The sequence below is a fragment of the Paenibacillus sp. GCM10028914 genome (assembly GCF_042666275.1).
Classification (GTDB): domain Bacteria; phylum Bacillota; class Bacilli; order Paenibacillales; family Paenibacillaceae; genus Paenibacillus_AQ.
The window spans coordinates 4,669-21,788 of sequence record NZ_JBHTFO010000004.1 but is presented as its reverse complement, the minus strand read 5'-3'; the positions used below and the strand labels follow the sequence as shown (position 1 = coordinate 21,788).

Sequence of the window (17,120 nt, the reverse complement as noted above, 5' to 3'; positions counted from 1 at the left end):
AGAGTGCCAGCACCAGCTGACACTCTTTGTACATTCTTATGTAATCATACTCTACTACATTACGGGTTATTTACTCTTCGCCGTCTTACTGCCAATCGTCAAATATAGCGAAGCGTCCACTTCGATCCAATCTGCCCATACTGTTCTGCCGTTCGCAGTGAACTTATCCGGGATGTCGTTACGATTGAAATAATTCCATACCTTCCGCCAATCATTCCCGAAATAAAACTTGAACAACTGTGCTGACATGACGGGGATCTTGTAACTGTTAGACACCTGCGTATCTGGAACCCCCGGAGGACTTCCCCACATGGTCAATCGAATCATCACTTCGCCGCCGTTATGGAGCGTACCACCTTTTCCAAATAGAAAGATCGCCTTGCTCTGACCTGGAATTCCATAGCTGCGTCCTTCCTTAAAGCCAAGCTGTTCTTCAAATGCCTTGAAGTTCTTCGTCTCATCAGAAGACCATTTCGCAGTCAACTGCGGAGCCTTCCAATCGCCAGGGTACGCTTGCTTCGGATCCAGCGGATTAAAGTTAAATGTGGTTGGATACTGGCCCTTTACGCCAAAAAAATTAGCCGTCGGGTTCTTCGGCACATCCCCTACCAGAATGAGTGCTGTATCCTTCTCTTTCATTACCGTTACCGGATAGAAGCGCTCGATAAAGTTTAGCGGCACATACAATACATTTTTCTGGATGCCTCTGATCGTATCGGACTGATCCTCCGCTTGTTGATGATTTCCTAAGAATATAGCGGATTCTCTTCTAACTCCATCCCACTTAAAATTCCAGATATCCCCTTTATCATTCATCCAGTATGTGATCTCAGTCAGTTTATCTGACCAGTATTTAAAGGTTCCACCCATGCCCATTACAATATGCTGGAGCGGTACATATACCGTACCATTCAGATAAAACAGCGGCGTTTCATAGTCATTGTATCCCGGACCTACTTGCTCTACACCGTTAACGAACAAGGCATAGGATTTCTGCTTCTTCTGGTAGATCCATTTGGGATCCATTTTGACCGCTTTCGTGCTGGATGATGATACCTTGTTCTGCTTCGAGCTTGTTGCTGCGTCTACTTGCTTGCCTGCTGACCACGGAGCCAGCATACCAGATAGCATGCAAATAGCCAGCATGATCCGAAGACCCCTCTTCATTTTCTTTCCTGTTAAAATCCCCATATGTTCCCCCTGCTCTATGGACCAGTTTGACCCTCTTCAACGGAGTAAGTCTCTTTAGTCCTGTTGTCTGGATGTCCCATTTTCGGAATCATCTCTCAAATTATGTATATCGGTTAAGTGAGCTAGGTTTGTTAGGAGGGGAAATATGTTTCTTAGTCTTCACAAGCCTTAGATCTCCTGTATCTCACCATTTATAATCGTCATCTCAACATTCGTTGCTAATAATTCGTCTGGATGCTCCATGGTAAATAGATCTTGGGAAAACACCGTCATATCAGCAAACTTCCCACGTGACAGTGTTCCCTTCACATGTTCTTCGTTCGTCGCATAGGCCCCGCCGATCGTATATAACCGGACTGCCTCCTTCATGGAGATCCTTTCCTTCTCATTCCAACCTCGGGATTGTTCAGGCAATCTCCGTGTAACAGACGCATGAAGGCTGAGCAAAGGATCAAAGGGCTCTACAGGCGCATCTGATCCACCGGCACAATTCACACCGGAGGACAACAGCGTTTTCCATGCATACAGGTTCTTCTCTCTGTTCCCGCCAATTCTATTGGTAATCCAAGGATAATCACTCACTACGAATCTTGGCTGAATATCGGCAACGCGGCTGGGATCAGCCAAGCGCTCTAACAGATCTTCACGTATTAGAGACACATGAATGATCCGGTCCCGATACTTACTTTTAGGCAGTTGATCCAGTGTATCCAGCACTTGTTCCAAAGCTTGATCACCAATGGTATGTATAGCAATCGGCATTCCATATGTTCTGATCTCTTTAAAGCTTTCATATAGTACTGCCGGGTCCTGCATCGCTTCTCCATAATACCCCGGAGCATCCTCGTAAGGCTCAGACAACAGTGCGGTTCTTCTCCCAAACGCACCGTCAGCAAACATCTTGATCGCACCGATCCGAAGTCTCTCATTTCCGAACCCCGTATACATTCCTCGCTCTTTCATATCATTTAGAAATACATGATCTATAAGAAGATTGCATCTTAATCCAATATTGTGCTGATGAAGGGCATCATTATACAGCTGATAGGTTTGTTCCAGACCGCCAATATACAGAGGATCGTTCGTATGAACACCCGTTAGCCCTTTTTTGACAACAAGCTTCATCGCTTGGGCCAATCCTTCTTTAAGTTCGTTATAAGATTTATCTGGTATGTGGTCTGTAAATAGCTTAGAGGCCGATTCGAGGACTAATCCACTCGGTGCTCCACTTGTTGGATCAAGAACGATTTGTCCCCCTTTAGGAACCTCCATCGACGGATGATAGTGACACACTTCAAGGGCTTTGCTGTTAACCAAAAATGCATGGTGGCAAATTCTTTTCAAGTAGATCGGACAGTGAGGCGCGGCCTCGTCCAATTCTTGTATGGTCGGTATGCTACTTCCGTCTGTAAATAAATTCTCATCCCAGCCCATTCCAATGACCCACTTGCCTTCTGGAACCGTTCTTGCTCTCTCCTTAATGATGTGAAGCATTTCGCTTTTGGAAGTGACGCCGACTAGATCCACATCCAATAGATTAAATGCCACCCCCGAAAGATGCATATGGCTGTCAATCAGGCCGGGGGTCACCATTTTCCCTTGTAAATCAACGATCTTCTTCCCCGGTCTCCCCCACTGCAACATCATATCCACGTGAGAACCGATATCTATAATTTTCCCGTCCCGTACAACAAGCGCTTCAACGACGAGTGAGTTTTCATCCAGTGTATATATGCTTCCATTTGTAAAAATCGTATTCGACATCAAAACCTCTCCTTTGCCTTTCAACGAGATTTTTTCATTATACAACGAGTTGTAAAGTTCGCCTATTTTCTGAAGACCCTTACACGAAGTAGCTGACTCAACCGTACAATGACCTATAAAGGCATATGCACATGTTAAATGGAGGGACATCATGATCCAGATCATGAATTATGATATAGGACAGTTTGATACGTCTACATTGTCGGAGCTTGAAAGATCCATTTTCAATAAAAAACAGAGAAGCCCCGTTATCTATCGCTATACTTCCCCGGATTCCTTGCGGTTCGAACTGAAGATGAGGAGCAACATTGTAACAGCAGCTAAAGAGCTGAAAGACAGTCGTGCCGCCTTCGCTACCTTCAAAAATTCCCGGGGAAATGAACAATTCTGGGTACGTACAGCTAAAGGAGGGTTACAGCAGAGACCTGATGTGCTAAGCTCCGCTGCCATTCGTGATATTTTCAAAAATGGCCGATTATACGGTTTTGAATGCGCAACTGCCATGATTGTTGTTTGGTATAAAGCGACACTCGATACGATTGGTGAAGAGAACTTTAACACTCATTTTAACAATTTGCTCTTGTATGATTGGCAATATGACAGCGACTTACGGATCCGTATTGTACAAAATATAAATGAAGCCTATCCCGGGGATGTTGTTTATTTCGAGAATCCCGACTTTAACCCGAAGACCCCGCAGTGGCGAGGAGAGAACGCCATCATGCTCACCGATGATTTATATTTCGGGCACGGCATCGGCATCAAGAACGCGTCAGACATGATAACATCCTTAAACAGAAGAAGAAAACCGAACAGTACGACACCCGCGTTCTTATCCGAACAGGTGGATCAGCTTGATTTTGAACATTTGCACCAGCTAAGCAGATCTTTAACGGCTAGAATAGGGTCGCGTATATATAAGCTGGTTTAATTCATGGCATACAAAAAAGGCTCATTCCTACGCTGCAGTGGAATAAGCCTTTGTACAATTAACTTACTTTCATCGAATAAATCTGTTCAGGCTTATGGTTGCCTTCTAGTGGGATGCGGTACAACTCACGTTTGATTATCTTGAAATTATTAACTGTATAAATAACGGTGTAATACATATAGTTACCGACGAGGTGGATTTCCTGAACGCTACCATTTTTCGGAGTCTTAACAAATGTGGTTGGTTTAGTTCCGTCCATTTTCATCTTTGCAATTTGGTTGCTATGATCGACGTACATGTAGGCGATATTGTTCTTGTAATTAATAGTTAAAATATCCCCATAGTTTTCATAGCTCAGAACAGGCTTGATCTGGAATACAGTTTGCTGTAGGGCACCTGCTTTTAGAGGAATCTTCGTAATCTCACCTCTAAAACCGCTAACATACAGATTACCCTCACTAACAGTAACGTATCTTCCGCGTAGAGGAATTTCTGCAAGTTTCTTGCCTTCTGTCGTGTAAATATAAATCTCATAGCCTGAATCGAATACGAGCCAGTTCCCCCACATATTGATCTGGGCCACTTCCACATCAGCAAGCTTCTTCAATTGAGTACCATCTAGCTTCATCTTGTACAATTTCTGATTGTCCTGCCAGTTGCCAAAGTAGATCCAGCCTTTGTCGATGCTAAAGAAACGAGCGAGATCGTTCTTCTTCACGACAAGTGTCTTCTTACTTCCGTCCAGCTTTATCTTGTAGAAGGTATAGGCTTGATAAAAAGAATTGTCCATATTGTCGCCTAAGTAATACAGCCACTCTCCTGATATAACCAGGTTATAGATCGACCGACCCTTGGTAAGCTGCTTCGTCTGCTTGGTCTTCAAGTCATAGCGATATAAAGCACTCTCATTAGAGGATATCTGCCTAACATAAAAATGATAACGATCCGTACTTGTTACTTCTCCGAAATTGTTCATATTTCCATTATATTGGCTCTGCTGTTTCAAAACAGAAGGAGATGCATTCGGAGGCTTAGGCAGGATAACAGGTGACTGAGTATCGGGTTCACTGGTTCCTCCTGTTTGCTCCTTCAGTACGATATAGGATGTATTGACAACCGAATCCCATCTGTACGAAATTTGAAGAGCATCGCAAACTCCCTTTAATGGAACGAGTAATGCACCGTCTTTTATTATCGTAGATGCTTCAAATTGCTTCTTGGTTCCATTCAATTCATAGGCTTGTTCACCTACTGAGAATGTGATTTTGTTATTGTCCTTTGCGATACTTGCTTTAAGATTATCTTGTGTCGTATCCAGCTTAAATGTATCTTTAAAAAATGAAAAAGGGACAAACACAACATCATTGCCATCCATAAATGATTGTTCCGTAGACAGGTTGATCTTGTTACCATCCACAACGATGCGCAGAGGCAGTCCTGGGGTGGAAGAAGCATAAGATACTGTAGGAAATACAAGGACCATGATCATAAGGATAGTAAGTGGTAGACGTAATTTATTCTTCATAAACTTCCTCCTCAGTACAATAAATTCCAACTATGGTCATTATAGTTCGAATCCATATACTTCCACAATATTCCACCCATTCTTTTATCAAGAATTATTTTACAATTGCATCGGTTGCTTCCTTCTTTTTGATACACAGGATTGCCAAGCCAATTAAGGAGGACAACTGATCCAATTTCAATCTACGCACCCGCGTAGGGTGCGACTTGCATAAACAACTGCTCTTGCCCGATCGTTACATTTCAATCCACGCACTCGCGTAGAGTGCGACCCCAATTCTCTTTCGATGTTCTGACTCATGTATATTTCAATCCACGCACCCGCGTAGGGTGCGACATCGAGATACAACAAAAGTTGACAGACGTTGCGAGTTCAATCCACGCACCCGCGTAGGGTGCGACGATGGCTTGCGCAACGACTTTAGGATCATTGGACATTTCAATCCACGCACCCGCGTAGGGTGCGACGTCAAATGGGAGAGCATTGTAGGAGCGTACGGTATTTCAATCCACGCACCCGCGTAGAGTGCGACAAGAGCCGCAAACTGTGGTGCGTATTCGTTCGCTATTTCAATCCACGCACCCGCGTAGGGTGCGACTCGCAATAGGAGGCGTTATAATCACGTGGAAACAAAATTTCAATCCACGCACCCGCGTAGGGTGCGACAAATCTAAAACCGTAAGGAGGTTTACTTAAATGATTTCAATCCACGCACCCGCGTAGGGTGCGACGTTGAACGAGATTTCGAGTTCACCGATCAAATCAATTTCAATCCACGCACCCGCGTAGGGTGCGACGGTGTTAGACGAACGGACAGACTCACATAGCTGATTTCAATCCACGCACCCGCGTAGGGTGCGACGATTACAATAGACAACAAGCCGATGCATTTGCCATTTCAATCCACGCACCCGCGTAGGGTGCGACTGGTTATGTGTTGGTAATGTAACGGTATGCGTATGGATTTCAATCCACGCACCCGCGTAGGGTGCGACATGAATACAAAAAAGGCAGAATTCCAGTCACAGTGATTTCAATCCACGCACCCGCGTAGGGTGCGACCTTTTTGATTTCCCTTTGTTTTCCTCCCATGATAGATTTCAATCCACGCACCCGCGTAGGGTGCGACCAGGAGATCCGCGCTTTATTGGGCGAGATATTTCAATTTCAATCCACGCACCCGCGTAGGGTGCGACTTCGACAAGGAAGTCACGGTATTCTGGGAGATCGAATTTCAATCCACGCACCCGCGTAGGGTGCGACACGTAATTCTCGACGTGCCGCCCGTTATTGACTACATTTCAATCCACGCACCCGCGTAGGGTGCGACGACGGGCTTATTCCGGGAACTCGGCCTCATGACGATTTCAATCCACGCACCCGCGTAGGGTGCGACCAGACTCAAACGGATAATACGAAGGAACGGTCGGCATTTCAATCCACGCACCCGCGTAGGGTGCGACGGATGAGTTTGAATTGGAAGATGTACATGTGATCGATTTCAATCCACGCACCCGCGTAGGGTGCGACTGGATTCACCGTCTGGTCCTGATCGGACGAGTTGCTATTTCAATCCACGCACCCGCGTAGGGTGCGACTGCTCCGAATAAATGAACGAGTTGAGACAGTCGCTATTTCAATCCACGCACCCGCGTAGGGTGCGACAAGGTTCCATCTGAGCAAGCGAGCAAGCCACTTTGGTTCTGAAAGATTTCAATCCACGCACCCGCGTAGGGTGCGACAGCCCACGGCGCAGCGCTACTGCCTTCCCGAGGTATTTCAATCCACGCACCCGCGTAGGGTGCGACATATAATTTGAGCGACAACACTCTGAACAAGATGGGATTTCAATCCACGCACCCGCGTAGGGTGCGACAATCAAAGACGGGAGTTTCGTGTATACAGTTACGATTTCAATCCACGCACCCGCGTAGGGTGCGACCACTAGGGATCAACGGTTCAACGGGTGCGCCGGATTTCAATCCACGCACCCGCGTAGGGTGCGACTACCACTGAACACCTTTGGACTCCTGACGATGATATTTCAATCCACGCACCCGCGTAGGGTGCGACTATACGTGATGTCTTCAGCTGCATGCGCTTCGTTTATTTCAATCCACGCACCCGCGTAGGGTGCGACTCCGATTTTCAAGCTAAAACCCCTGAAAAATCGGCTTTTCATTCAAAAACTATGCTGAATTTATCAAACATCGCCGAAAACAAAACCCTATTTTTTACAAAAATTTAAAATTATGTATATTTCATGGTGCGAATCCCCCTGAAAAATCATGTTCGCTTGACATTCGCACTACAATATCAAAGGCCCCTCCATATCAAGGGATTCTCTTATGCCTACATGCTCAACCTTGTTTTTGTAATTGTTTCCAAGTTGGTAGAATCTCAGGCTATCTTGTTCCTTATCTATAATATCTATCAGCTTCATCTTCAGTACCGCAAACTGTGTAGCATCAACCACACATTCAAAGACGGAATGCTGAACACGTTGACCATAATCCTGGCATAGCTTCGACACTCTCCGTAACCTTCGTTGCCCCTCGCTGCTCAACGTACTCACATCATACGTAATTAATACTAGCATGGGCTGCACCTACTTCCATAAGAATGGAGGATATTCATCTAAATCATTGCGTAAATGACGTGCTAACAATAAAGCCTGTGCATGCGGCACCAATCCCCACGATATTTTCTCACCTAAATAGGGATGCGTTATTTTCTCTTGCTTTTTGTTTTGCCAAGCGGTCAAAAACTTCTTCCTACCGTCATCAGTCATGATTACAGCCCCGTTCTCTTTACGCATAAAGTCCTCTTTGTTCATTACTTTTTTGTTAATCAAGGACAACACGAACTTGTCAGCGTAAATCCCGCGCAGTTCTTCCATTAAATCTAAAGCGAGTGAAGCCCGTCCAGGTCGATCTCTATGTAAGAATCCCATATAAGCATCTAATCCAACCCCTTCTAATGCTGACGCTGTATCGTTAGCCAGAAGCGTATAAGCAAGCGATAGCATTGCATTTACATTGTCGAGTGGTGGTCTTCGAGAACGGCTATGAAAGTAAAAATCCTCTTGTTGCTGCAAAATCATCTCATTAAATAGTTGATTATAGGTTAAAGCAGCCTGCCCTTCGAGCCCCCTAAGCTGTTCTAAATCTTCGCACTCTCTTATTCTCACCATCATAGAAGATAACTGCTGCGAGGCTGCCTTGAATGCTGTCACATCTATTCGCAGCGGATAATCTCTAGTCATTCGCTCAAGAATCCACTTATGATTATATATTTTACCGATAATAAAATTGCGTGCGATTCTTGCAGACAGGACTTCATCATTAGATATAAGGCATTGTTTTTTCCTAAGAATTACATTTCCTTTGCTTGCACCTACTACTCTGGCCAAGAATCTGCCACTCATGGTTAAGAAAACAATCGAGATGTTTCTTTCTGCACAGTAGCCCATGAGAGCTGGACTCGCTCCAGTGTACCCAAAAGCCATAATAGATTCTAAATTATGCAATGGAAGTCTGCCCAGCTTCTCCTGCTCTTTCAGAAGAACAATATTATCTCCATCCAGAGAAAGATATACATCCGGTTGGGTAATAAACAATGTGTTCAAAAGCTTTTTCATTCTTTGATTTTCCCCTCAACATAACTGCGCACCGTACGCTTGTTCATGACCTCAGGCAGACAAATCTCTTGAAGAGAACAACTTCTACAAAAAATCCCCGTTTTCACTTTTGGTGTAAACCCACGTCGATAATAGTCATGCATATCAGCTGTAACTACCTTCACCTTATCTTTAATTTCTGCTGTTAGCTGCACTTCGACCCTATGTTTAATCTCATTATAGAAGAGATAGCCTGTGCCGATCTCACACAATAACATTTCTTCTAAGCACAGAGCTTGTGCAGCCAACTGCAAAACATCAGCATCATTAATTTTGGGTTTTCCCCGTTTGTACTCTACAGGAAAAGCTAAATATTTGCCTTCGCTGCCATGAATCTCTACACCTTCGTCACTTTGGATAAACTCTACTACATCACAGATGCCGGTTATTTTCATATTCTCTGATTTCACTGGCATTGCTCGTACAGTAAGCTTGTCCCCCCGCTTCTCTCTGATAAAGGGCTGGTCCGCCTTCTTATGAAGATATTGTCCTTCTACGGTTCTCACATTTTCTTCCCACTGCTGTTCAATGTGGATAAGAGCCCATTGGCGCCTGCAAAATTCAAAATGCTGAATACCTGAAAGCATCAGATAATGCTCATCTTCATTAACGTCCATCTAGAATCTCTACTTTTAAACCATCCAACTCAGTCAATTCAATAGCGTAATCTTCGAATGTTTTAGGTTCTTCGACCCGCGACTTCACAGATAAAGAACGATGTACTTTTGCCGATGAATACTGACCTATTCTGGAAGTGTGCTCCCACCAATACAATTTGTGAACTTCCATACTACCTTCAGGTCTTGCTGAAGATAGATCATTTTCAAATAGGCTCACTAATGCCTCTTTGATCTTTTCCGCGTCTTCATTCGTAAATCCAGTCTTTTCTGCTAACTGTGTATTAATACTTCCATAGAACACGTACACACCATAATCAACGCGATGCTTCATACCCATGGTATCGGAGCCTCTATCCTTACCTGACTCGGAGTTCACACTTTTCGTAATTTGCATACTCGTAATGTCGATCGGGTGGACGCTTTTCGCCGTATGGATAGAGACCGGACCTCTTACGCCAACGGAAACACCTCCACCATTACCCGCACCCTTAAATGCAAAAACTTGACCAAAGCTCCGAACATCGATCCATTCCCTGCATGCTACACTTGCAAACTCATCGTTAGAGCCAGTCTTCGACTTTAATATTTTACTTAAATCCGGGTTTCCATCTGCACGATCTCTTAAACTATTATATTCATCAACCTTACGGTCATTTGATTGAACAAAAATAGATTCTCCCATATCCTGCAAACGATTTCTGATTTTCCGTTTGATTGCAACATCTGAAATCTCACCATACCCGTCATAATTCTGTCTTGGACGGTTTCCGTTTAAGGGATCCCCGTTAGGATTGGCACTCGTTACCGACAACACCACTGCAAAATCAATTTTATGATCCAGGCTGCTCATATTTATCTCTCCTCATTATCAGATGCTTCAGTGACATCCTGATTTTTATCCTTCGTTTGATAGAGCTCATGACGTTGACTATAAAACCCTAATAAATACTTACCGGATAAAGGCTTGTTATTAAAATCTTCAATTTCGAATTTTGAAGCGATCTCGTCAATGATTTTGGATAAATAGATCCCCTTGGCACCCATTCTTGCTTGATAAGGCTGCAAGCTCTGCTGAATGGTATTCCAGGTTCTTTCCGGATGTCTGGAGAAAGAGTTCATATACCTGATTGCATTCGTCGAACGCTTCTCATCCGCACCTAAGGCTCTTCGTTCCAACACATCTGCCACAGCCAACAAACGTCCAAACAGATAATCGCGATTATTGTTATCAGTATCTAACGCCAATGGATATTCCTCCTGTCGATTTATTAAGGCACATGTGATACTAAGCGACTTTTCCCATTCCCATTTCTCCATCGATACCGGATTGGATGCGCGGTGAAAAGCACTGGAAATAATATCTCTAGGGATAGCCCTATCATCTATGACACAAGGCAGCATGCGTTCCATAAGTCCCTTGACAATTTTATCGCTTGCTCTGGGCCCGTATGCAGCAAAGGCGATATCCTTTGTTGATGGAGCGCCGTAGAACGAGGTGAATCCTTCTTCGTTTTTACGGTATTTATGAAGCCACGCACAAGTCGAATGCCATTTAATCAGCTTATCCAGATACAATTCTTTATTGAGATTTCGATAATACAAAACCGCCATTCGTCCTGTGGTCGCAGAATCAAGAACCATAATATTAACTTCCGATTTGAACGCATCAGCGGATTTTGAAGATAACTTATTTTTGTATCCAGCTAGTGCTTTTGCGAATTCATTTGCAATAGCTTGGTTTGTATTAGATTTGATAACAACAGCAGGTGTTAGATCTGGATCTAAGGAGAAGCTATCTTCCGTCGGATCTGGAATATCAAGCGCATCGTTACCCCACACGAGAAACACCCTTTGATCTATCGTTTTACCTTGGCGATTTATCAACCATTTCAAAGCATTATGAGCCTTTTGCGATACTTCATAGCTGATACTCGCCGCATCCTTACTGTTATTAAATCGACCTCTAAAAGTAAACCCACTGGTGTCATTTGCCGAGATTAACTTTGCTTTATCTGCCGCATTTCGAATTTTGTTCGCATGTTTATCTGTACTAGGCAGCATCTTGCCTGTAACATAACAAATATCTTCATCACCCAAATGCTCACGATAATACCGGATGAATGAATCATACATCTCTGAATCTTTCCACACTTTTATCAGAACAGCTTCGGGCGAATAAACATTAAACCGTACAAAAGCACTGTCTTGCTCTCCAGCTAACACACCAAAAATCGCAGGTTTCTCGGGATACAATGATTCGTATTTCTTATCCCATTTCTCAATAAGTCGATTATCCTCGTCAACACAGAGAATCTTATTACTTACTAAATCCTGAATTAAATTCCTCTTACTTAAATATTGATAAATGCTCTTCACTTTTGGATGCGCGTAGGGTGATTCGGCCCAATTCTGTAGTTCTTGTATGTAGGTTGCAAAAGGTTCCTCACCCTTGATTTTCCCACCGTATTCTCTGAAATCCCCTGCAACATAATTTAATTTATCGTGAAGAGGATAAGGGGATATCACTGCCCCTGCTCGGCTCGCCGACTTTTCAGTACTTGGAATCAATGTGCTCGCTTCACTCTTATCAATAACCTCAGCTGAATGAAATTCGCCATCTTCCGTAATTGTCACTTCGATATGGGCATTTTGAGTGGTATGCGATACGGGTAACAAGGTGAACTCACGGTCGTTATACGTCTTTTCAATTTCACCTACACGATCCAGATTCGACTCATACGTTTCATATAAATTTAAAAGCCAGCTCATGCATCTCCCTCCTCTCCCCATCTGGCGAACAGTTCGTCAACTGCTTCAACATTTGATTCATTAAACTGCTTTGGCTTCATATCCGAAACTTTGCGGACCTGCGTACATTCCTCCGGTCTTGGAAATGTTATGATGCCATTCTTCATCACAGGACTCCACAGTCTTACCTCCATTTGATCTCGACCTGTTTCATCTGGGTAGTTAATTCCATGCACCATATTTCCCAGATGAATATCTCCATAATTATCGTAAAATCCTTCACCTTCGCCGAATACACAAGGTTCCACATATCCTTGACACTCACGAGCACCGAGGAAAATATCTCTCCGGCCTCCGGCCTGTAGAGAACGCATTAGTATGTTGTGATGTTTATGTTCGTTGCGGTCATAAGCCATTTCGGGGCGATTCATATTAAATTCGAAATGACATCTCACTTGGTAACAAACATCTTGTAAATAAGTATAGTTAGCAAGTGTATTTCCTCCGCTATAATCGATTGGACGAATTCCTTTTGATTCCATACGAATCGGCTTCATTACACGAATCTCATCAATTATAAAGAGAATGGTAGGCTTCCAGTATATTGATTCACATATCCCTTTGATCGCCTGGTACGTTGGAACTTGGTATGAGAGTTTCTCACCCCCTAGTTTCGTTAATGGGTCTGTAAACAACGCATAGTCACCGTAGACAACAAATTCGATAGCGTTTCTCATAGACTCACCTCCTTTCCAATAAAGGATTAAAATATGTTCATTCCCGTCCAGCTATCATTTTCATGGTCCAGTCCAAACTCTGTATGATAAGCCCCTTCTTTGAGCACCAGTATCTGTCCATCCAGACAACGTTCCAGCCCACCGTTCTTGTCCAAGAGCTGCAGTTCATATTCAAACAAGTTGATCGTATACTGCTGCGCTTTCCGCATTAATCGAGTAATGTCTTCGATTCGGCTAGCCCCGTTCAGTTCTGCAATAATCGCTTTCCCTTCTTCTTCATAAGGAACAATGACCGGTGTCGCAAGGTTATCAATAACATGGAAGTTCTCTGCCGCTGTTTTATAGCTATTAGCTAAAAATAAAGGGAGCCTCTCTTTTTTGTTGTTAAAATAATTTTGGTAAAATGTGTTGTCCACTTTATTAGCGAACAATAACGCTGCCATATTAGTATTCAAATTAGGTAATAAGTAATTAAGATTCAACTTAAGGTCTGAATAAAACTCCTGAAAATACTTTTCCATCGCTTTAACGGACAGGAGATGTCCACCATGACAAGAGGAATCCCGTTTTAGATCGATCAAAATCTTCCGCAAAATCTCTTTACCTTTTTTTATTTCTTTGAGGTGATTCAAGTTTTCTTCTTCATGGTCGATGACATATACCTGCTGCAGTTCACGCTCGCCATGGCGGTTACATCTACCTGCTGCCTGTGCAATAGAATCCAGACCAGCCAATGAGCGGATGACACATTCAAAGCTCACATCAACCCCTGCTTCAATTAACGGTGTGCTAATACAAATAATCCTATTTCCTTTTTTTAAATGATCCCTCACTTGATCCAAAATCTTTTTTCGGTGTGCCGCGCACATGGATGTGCTCAGATGGTATATTGGAGTATCATTCATTGTCATTTGTAACTGCTGATACAGCTTCTTAACTACAGATTTCGTGTTTAAAATGATCAAAATGCTATTCACATCTGCCATTCTCTCCATAATAAACTCCGCAAGCTTGTCATTATTGAACACTTCGTCTGTCGCCTGATCCAGTATTTCAACGCGCTTAAACGCTGCAATCACCTTATCGAGATAATCGATCATCTCGGCATTCGGAGTAAGCTTCAAACCATGCTCCACAAAATCCAACGCAGGTTGCGTAGCTGTACACAATACCAGACTAGAATTGCAATAGAGATTCAAGAAATTTAACGCTTCATTAAATAGGGACACACATGAAACAGGAACCTTCTGAACTTCATCAAAAACGATGACTGCTTCACTCAAATTATGTAACCTGCGTATATTCCTGCTACCATTCGCATAGAACACATTCAGAAACTGTACCATCGTTGTGAAAATAATTGGAGAATCCCAGTTATCTTTGGCTAACTTCAACTTTTGGCGTGTATTGATCATGCCATCCATAGGCTCATCATCGTCGTTTACATCTTCAATCACGTTGGAATGATGCTCCAAAATATTGACATCATCTTGTAAAATACGGCGTACCTCTGCCGCATTTTGCTCGATTATCGTTGTAAAAGGTAAAACATAAATAATACGTTTTTTGTTGTAAGTTATGGCATGTTTGAGGGCGTATCTAAGACTCGCCAATGTTTTGCCGCCGCCCGTAGGAATGGATAATGTATAAATGCCCGAGGGCTTTTCTGCAAATTTGTCACATTGTTCGGACATCTGACTTCTAAGCATATTAATTGAGGTGTGGGCATGGTTAAGCGCATTAAAAGAATCGATCTTTGTCTTCAGTCTGTCATAATAGATATTGAAGATCTTTGGGGTATGCTGACCAGATTCCTCAGAGCAATTGTCTTCAAAACATCTGGTATTAGTTCGATCTGCATCAATAAGTGTACTGAAAACAAACTTAGTTAAGAACATACATCTGGTTTCATAGCTGAGAGAAGTATCTTTTGCAAGATATACCTCTAACTCTAGCGCTGCTTGATCAACATAGCGATGAAAATTCTCTTCACTCAGCACATATTTAAAAAAACGTAGTACACTCTCTTCGAATTCATCTAGATTTTTATCACGCACACGCAGTAAATAGTTCGACTCTAAATCCGGATTCAAAAAATCTTGCAGATAAGAGTGATGAGATATAATCGCATTCCCTACTATTTCTGCTAGAATCCCTTTAAATCGATTTATATTTCCGGTATGAAACAACGTATACAACATCCGTCCACCTGCGGTTGAATGGTCCACACTCCCTCGTTTCGGGGGAGCATCCGGATTCTGCACAGCCTCCAAAATATAATTCCGAAACGCATTCGTATATTTCCCAAGATCATGCAGCATTCCAGCCAGACCGGCGATGTGCTTGATTCCTATGCCTTCTCCATAAGACTCTGCCAATTTTTTAACACCCAGCAGATGCTCTTCAACAGTTTGATGTTCTTGATCGCTCTCGCGAATATGAGCAATGTAAGACATATGTAACTCCTTTCCAAATAAAAGGACTATTCAACCATCATGTATAGTTCAAACAAACCAATTTCAAATACTAACAACCTGCGTGAGTAATTCTACAGATCTACTTCTAACACCTTCCTAAATTATACATTTTACGAATATATTTAATTAAATTGAACAAATTCCAACAAAAAAAACGATCCCTCGCAATACATGCAAAGAACCGCTATTTATATTCTGATACTTGTCTATAATTTTTTATATTCGGACATTCATGATTAATTGATCTTTTCGGTTTCAATCCGTGCACGTAGGGTGGGACGGACATACCGCTAGGGAGCCGGTTCTCGTTGGGTATTTCAATCCACGCACCCGCGTAGGGTGCGACAAGATGCAACTGGGTATCCGCATCAAAGCGAGTGAGATTTCAATCCACGCACCCGCGTAGGGTGCGACGACAGCGTTACATTGTTATACATAATAATTTGTGTATTTCAATCCACGCACCCGCGTAGGGTGCGACATAACGTCATTTCTGCTATGCAGGGCGCGAGCGACATTTCAATCCACGCACCCGCGTAGGGTGCGACTATACATCGTCAGTCCCACTGACATTAGTAGAGTCATTTCAATCCACGCACCCGCGTAGGGTGCGACTAATTAAAAAAGTTATGAATCGCCTACGTGGTATTTCAATCCACGCACCCGCGTAGGGTGCGACCTGGATCTCCGGCTCCATGACCACTGATTAATAATTTCAATCCACGCACCCGCGTAGGGTGCGACTTCTTCACATTGAGTGAGCTGCCATCAAATCCAGAATTTCAATCCACGCACCCGCGTAGGGTGCGACAGTCAATGTACATCAGCGCATTCCTCCTTTGAAGATTTCAATCCACGCACCCGCGTAGGGTGCGACTATAAACCCAAGGAGGGATAAGACGAAGGAGGCGAATTTCAATCCACGCACCCGCGTAGGGTGCGACTTGCCCTCGATCATCACAGGGCCGTTTTTATTGAATTTCAATCCACGCACCCGCGTAGGGTGCGACAAGGAAATGAACCAAGCATATGTGAGTGTATTGAAATTTCAATCCACCACCCGCGTAGGGTGCGACCAATTTCTTGGCGCTTTATTTATGGGATTTTTCAATTTCAATCCACGCACCCGCGTAGGGTGCGACGCGTTTGCTCCCAGCGATCCTTCCCCCGTGTAAATTTCAATCCACGCACCCGCGTAGGGTGCGACTTCAGCGTAGACGCATCTGCACAGACTTACGAAATTTCAATCCACGCACCCGCGTAGGGTGCGACCCGGGTCTAAACCAAAACGGAGCCGCTAGGAGGCATATTTCAATCCACGCACCCGCGTAGGGTGCGACCTTATACGCCAATTCCAAGGGTGTGGAGATGGAATTTCAATCCACGCACCCGCGTAGGGTGCGACATTGATCCTGTTAGATTAGGCGGGGAAAGGCTCATTATTTCAA

General features: G+C 43.6%; 11 protein-coding genes and 3 CRISPR repeat arrays. Of the genes, 1 reads left to right on the top strand and 10 read right to left on the bottom strand.

The features are described from left to right. Window positions 1-66 precede the first annotated feature (66 nt). Together ACFQV5_RS02780 and ACFQV5_RS02775 are read right to left on the bottom strand one after the other, a co-directional pair. Entirely contained in the window at window positions 67-1,191 is a 1,125-nt protein-coding gene (locus ACFQV5_RS02780; protein WP_379243430.1) for a hypothetical protein, read from the bottom strand. Between the two features lie 168 nt (window positions 1,192-1,359). Then, the gene (locus ACFQV5_RS02775; RefSeq protein WP_379243428.1) at window positions 1,360-2,955 is read right to left on the bottom strand and encodes an amidohydrolase; all 1,596 of its coding nucleotides are present in this window, start codon (window positions 2,953-2,955) and stop codon (window positions 1,360-1,362) included. Between the two features lie 151 nt (window positions 2,956-3,106). Here ACFQV5_RS02775 and ACFQV5_RS02770 point away from each other — a divergent pair, with 151 nt between their 5' ends. After that, the gene (locus ACFQV5_RS02770; RefSeq protein ID WP_379243426.1) at window positions 3,107-3,886 is read left to right on the top strand and encodes a protein-glutamine gamma-glutamyltransferase; all 780 of its coding nucleotides are present in this window, start codon (window positions 3,107-3,109) and stop codon (window positions 3,884-3,886) included. Window positions 3,887-3,944: 58 nt separating this feature from the next. Here ACFQV5_RS02770 and ACFQV5_RS02765 read toward each other — a convergent pair whose 3' ends face one another. From ACFQV5_RS02765 to cas3, 8 genes are all read right to left on the bottom strand, one after another. Beyond that, window positions 3,945-5,411: a DUF5050 domain-containing protein gene (locus tag ACFQV5_RS02765; protein WP_379243424.1), complete on the bottom strand. Its 1,467-nt coding sequence runs from the start codon at window positions 5,409-5,411 to the stop codon at window positions 3,945-3,947. A 174-nt stretch (window positions 5,412-5,585) separates the two neighbouring features. Continuing rightward, a CRISPR array of direct repeats spans window positions 5,586-7,551; the repeat unit is 32 nt; unit sequence ATTTCAATCCACGCACCCGCGTAGGGTGCGAC. 168 nt (window positions 7,552-7,719) lie between these two features. Beyond that, complete coding sequence (gene cas2 / locus ACFQV5_RS02760; protein ID WP_379243422.1) at window positions 7,720-8,010, bottom strand: CRISPR-associated endonuclease Cas2; 291 nt, start codon at window positions 8,008-8,010, stop codon at window positions 7,720-7,722. A gap of 9 nt (window positions 8,011-8,019) precedes the next feature. Beyond that, window positions 8,020-9,051 (bottom strand): type I-C CRISPR-associated endonuclease Cas1c, encoded by a 1,032-nt coding sequence (gene cas1c / locus ACFQV5_RS02755; RefSeq protein ID WP_379243420.1) that lies wholly within the window; start codon window positions 9,049-9,051, stop codon window positions 8,020-8,022. Then, a complete protein-coding gene (gene cas4, locus ACFQV5_RS02750; protein ID WP_379243417.1) occupies window positions 9,048-9,707 on the bottom strand; it encodes a CRISPR-associated protein Cas4 in 660 nt (219 codons plus the stop codon). The genes cas1c and cas4 overlap by 4 nt, the downstream gene beginning before the upstream one ends. Continuing rightward, the gene (gene cas7c, locus ACFQV5_RS02745) at window positions 9,697-10,560 is read right to left on the bottom strand and encodes a type I-C CRISPR-associated protein Cas7/Csd2 (protein WP_379243415.1); all 864 of its coding nucleotides are present in this window, start codon (window positions 10,558-10,560) and stop codon (window positions 9,697-9,699) included. Before cas7c ends, cas4 begins: the two co-directional genes overlap by 11 nt. Window positions 10,561-10,562: 2 nt before the next feature. Further along, complete coding sequence (cas8c, locus tag ACFQV5_RS02740; protein ID WP_379243413.1) at window positions 10,563-12,479, bottom strand: type I-C CRISPR-associated protein Cas8c/Csd1; 1,917 nt, start codon at window positions 12,477-12,479, stop codon at window positions 10,563-10,565. Next, a complete protein-coding gene (gene cas5c / locus ACFQV5_RS02735; RefSeq protein WP_379243411.1) occupies window positions 12,476-13,195 on the bottom strand; it encodes a type I-C CRISPR-associated protein Cas5c in 720 nt (239 codons plus the stop codon). The genes cas8c and cas5c overlap by 4 nt, the downstream gene beginning before the upstream one ends. Window positions 13,196-13,221: 26 nt before the next feature. After that, window positions 13,222-15,651 (bottom strand): CRISPR-associated helicase Cas3', encoded by a 2,430-nt coding sequence (gene cas3 / locus ACFQV5_RS02730; RefSeq protein ID WP_379243409.1) that lies wholly within the window; start codon window positions 15,649-15,651, stop codon window positions 13,222-13,224. Window positions 15,652-15,986: 335 nt separating this feature from the next. Next, window positions 15,987-16,682: direct repeats of the CRISPR family, unit length 32 nt; unit sequence ATTTCAATCCACGCACCCGCGTAGGGTGCGAC. A gap of 99 nt (window positions 16,683-16,781) precedes the next feature. Beyond that, a CRISPR array of direct repeats spans window positions 16,782-17,077; the repeat unit is 32 nt; unit sequence ATTTCAATCCACGCACCCGCGTAGGGTGCGAC. Window positions 17,078-17,120 lie beyond the last annotated feature (43 nt).

What these genes read in the sequence shown, in the direction of transcription:
- ACFQV5_RS02770 (WP_379243426.1), top strand. Translation starts at nt 3,107, where the DNA reads ATGATCCAGATCATGAATTATGATATAGGACAGTTTGATACGTCTACA.
- cas8c (WP_379243413.1), bottom strand. Translation starts at nt 12,479, where the DNA reads ATGAGCTGGCTTTTAAATTTATATGAAACGTATGAGTCGAATCTGGAT.
- cas5c (WP_379243411.1), bottom strand. Translation starts at nt 13,195, where the DNA reads ATGAGAAACGCTATCGAATTTGTTGTCTACGGTGACTATGCGTTGTTT.
- cas3 (WP_379243409.1), bottom strand. Translation starts at nt 15,651, where the DNA reads ATGTCTTACATTGCTCATATTCGCGAGAGCGATCAAGAACATCAAACT.
- ACFQV5_RS02765 (WP_379243424.1), bottom strand. Translation starts at nt 5,411, where the DNA reads ATGAAGAATAAATTACGTCTACCACTTACTATCCTTATGATCATGGTC.
- ACFQV5_RS02775 (WP_379243428.1), bottom strand. Translation starts at nt 2,955, where the DNA reads ATGTCGAATACGATTTTTACAAATGGAAGCATATATACACTGGATGAA.
- ACFQV5_RS02780 (WP_379243430.1), bottom strand. Translation starts at nt 1,191, where the DNA reads ATGGGGATTTTAACAGGAAAGAAAATGAAGAGGGGTCTTCGGATCATG.
- cas7c (WP_379243415.1), bottom strand. Translation starts at nt 10,560, where the DNA reads ATGAGCAGCCTGGATCATAAAATTGATTTTGCAGTGGTGTTGTCGGTA.
- cas1c (WP_379243420.1), bottom strand. Translation starts at nt 9,051, where the DNA reads ATGAAAAAGCTTTTGAACACATTGTTTATTACCCAACCGGATGTATAT.
- cas4 (WP_379243417.1), bottom strand. Translation starts at nt 9,707, where the DNA reads ATGGACGTTAATGAAGATGAGCATTATCTGATGCTTTCAGGTATTCAG.
- cas2 (WP_379243422.1), bottom strand. Translation starts at nt 8,010, where the DNA reads ATGCTAGTATTAATTACGTATGATGTGAGTACGTTGAGCAGCGAGGGG.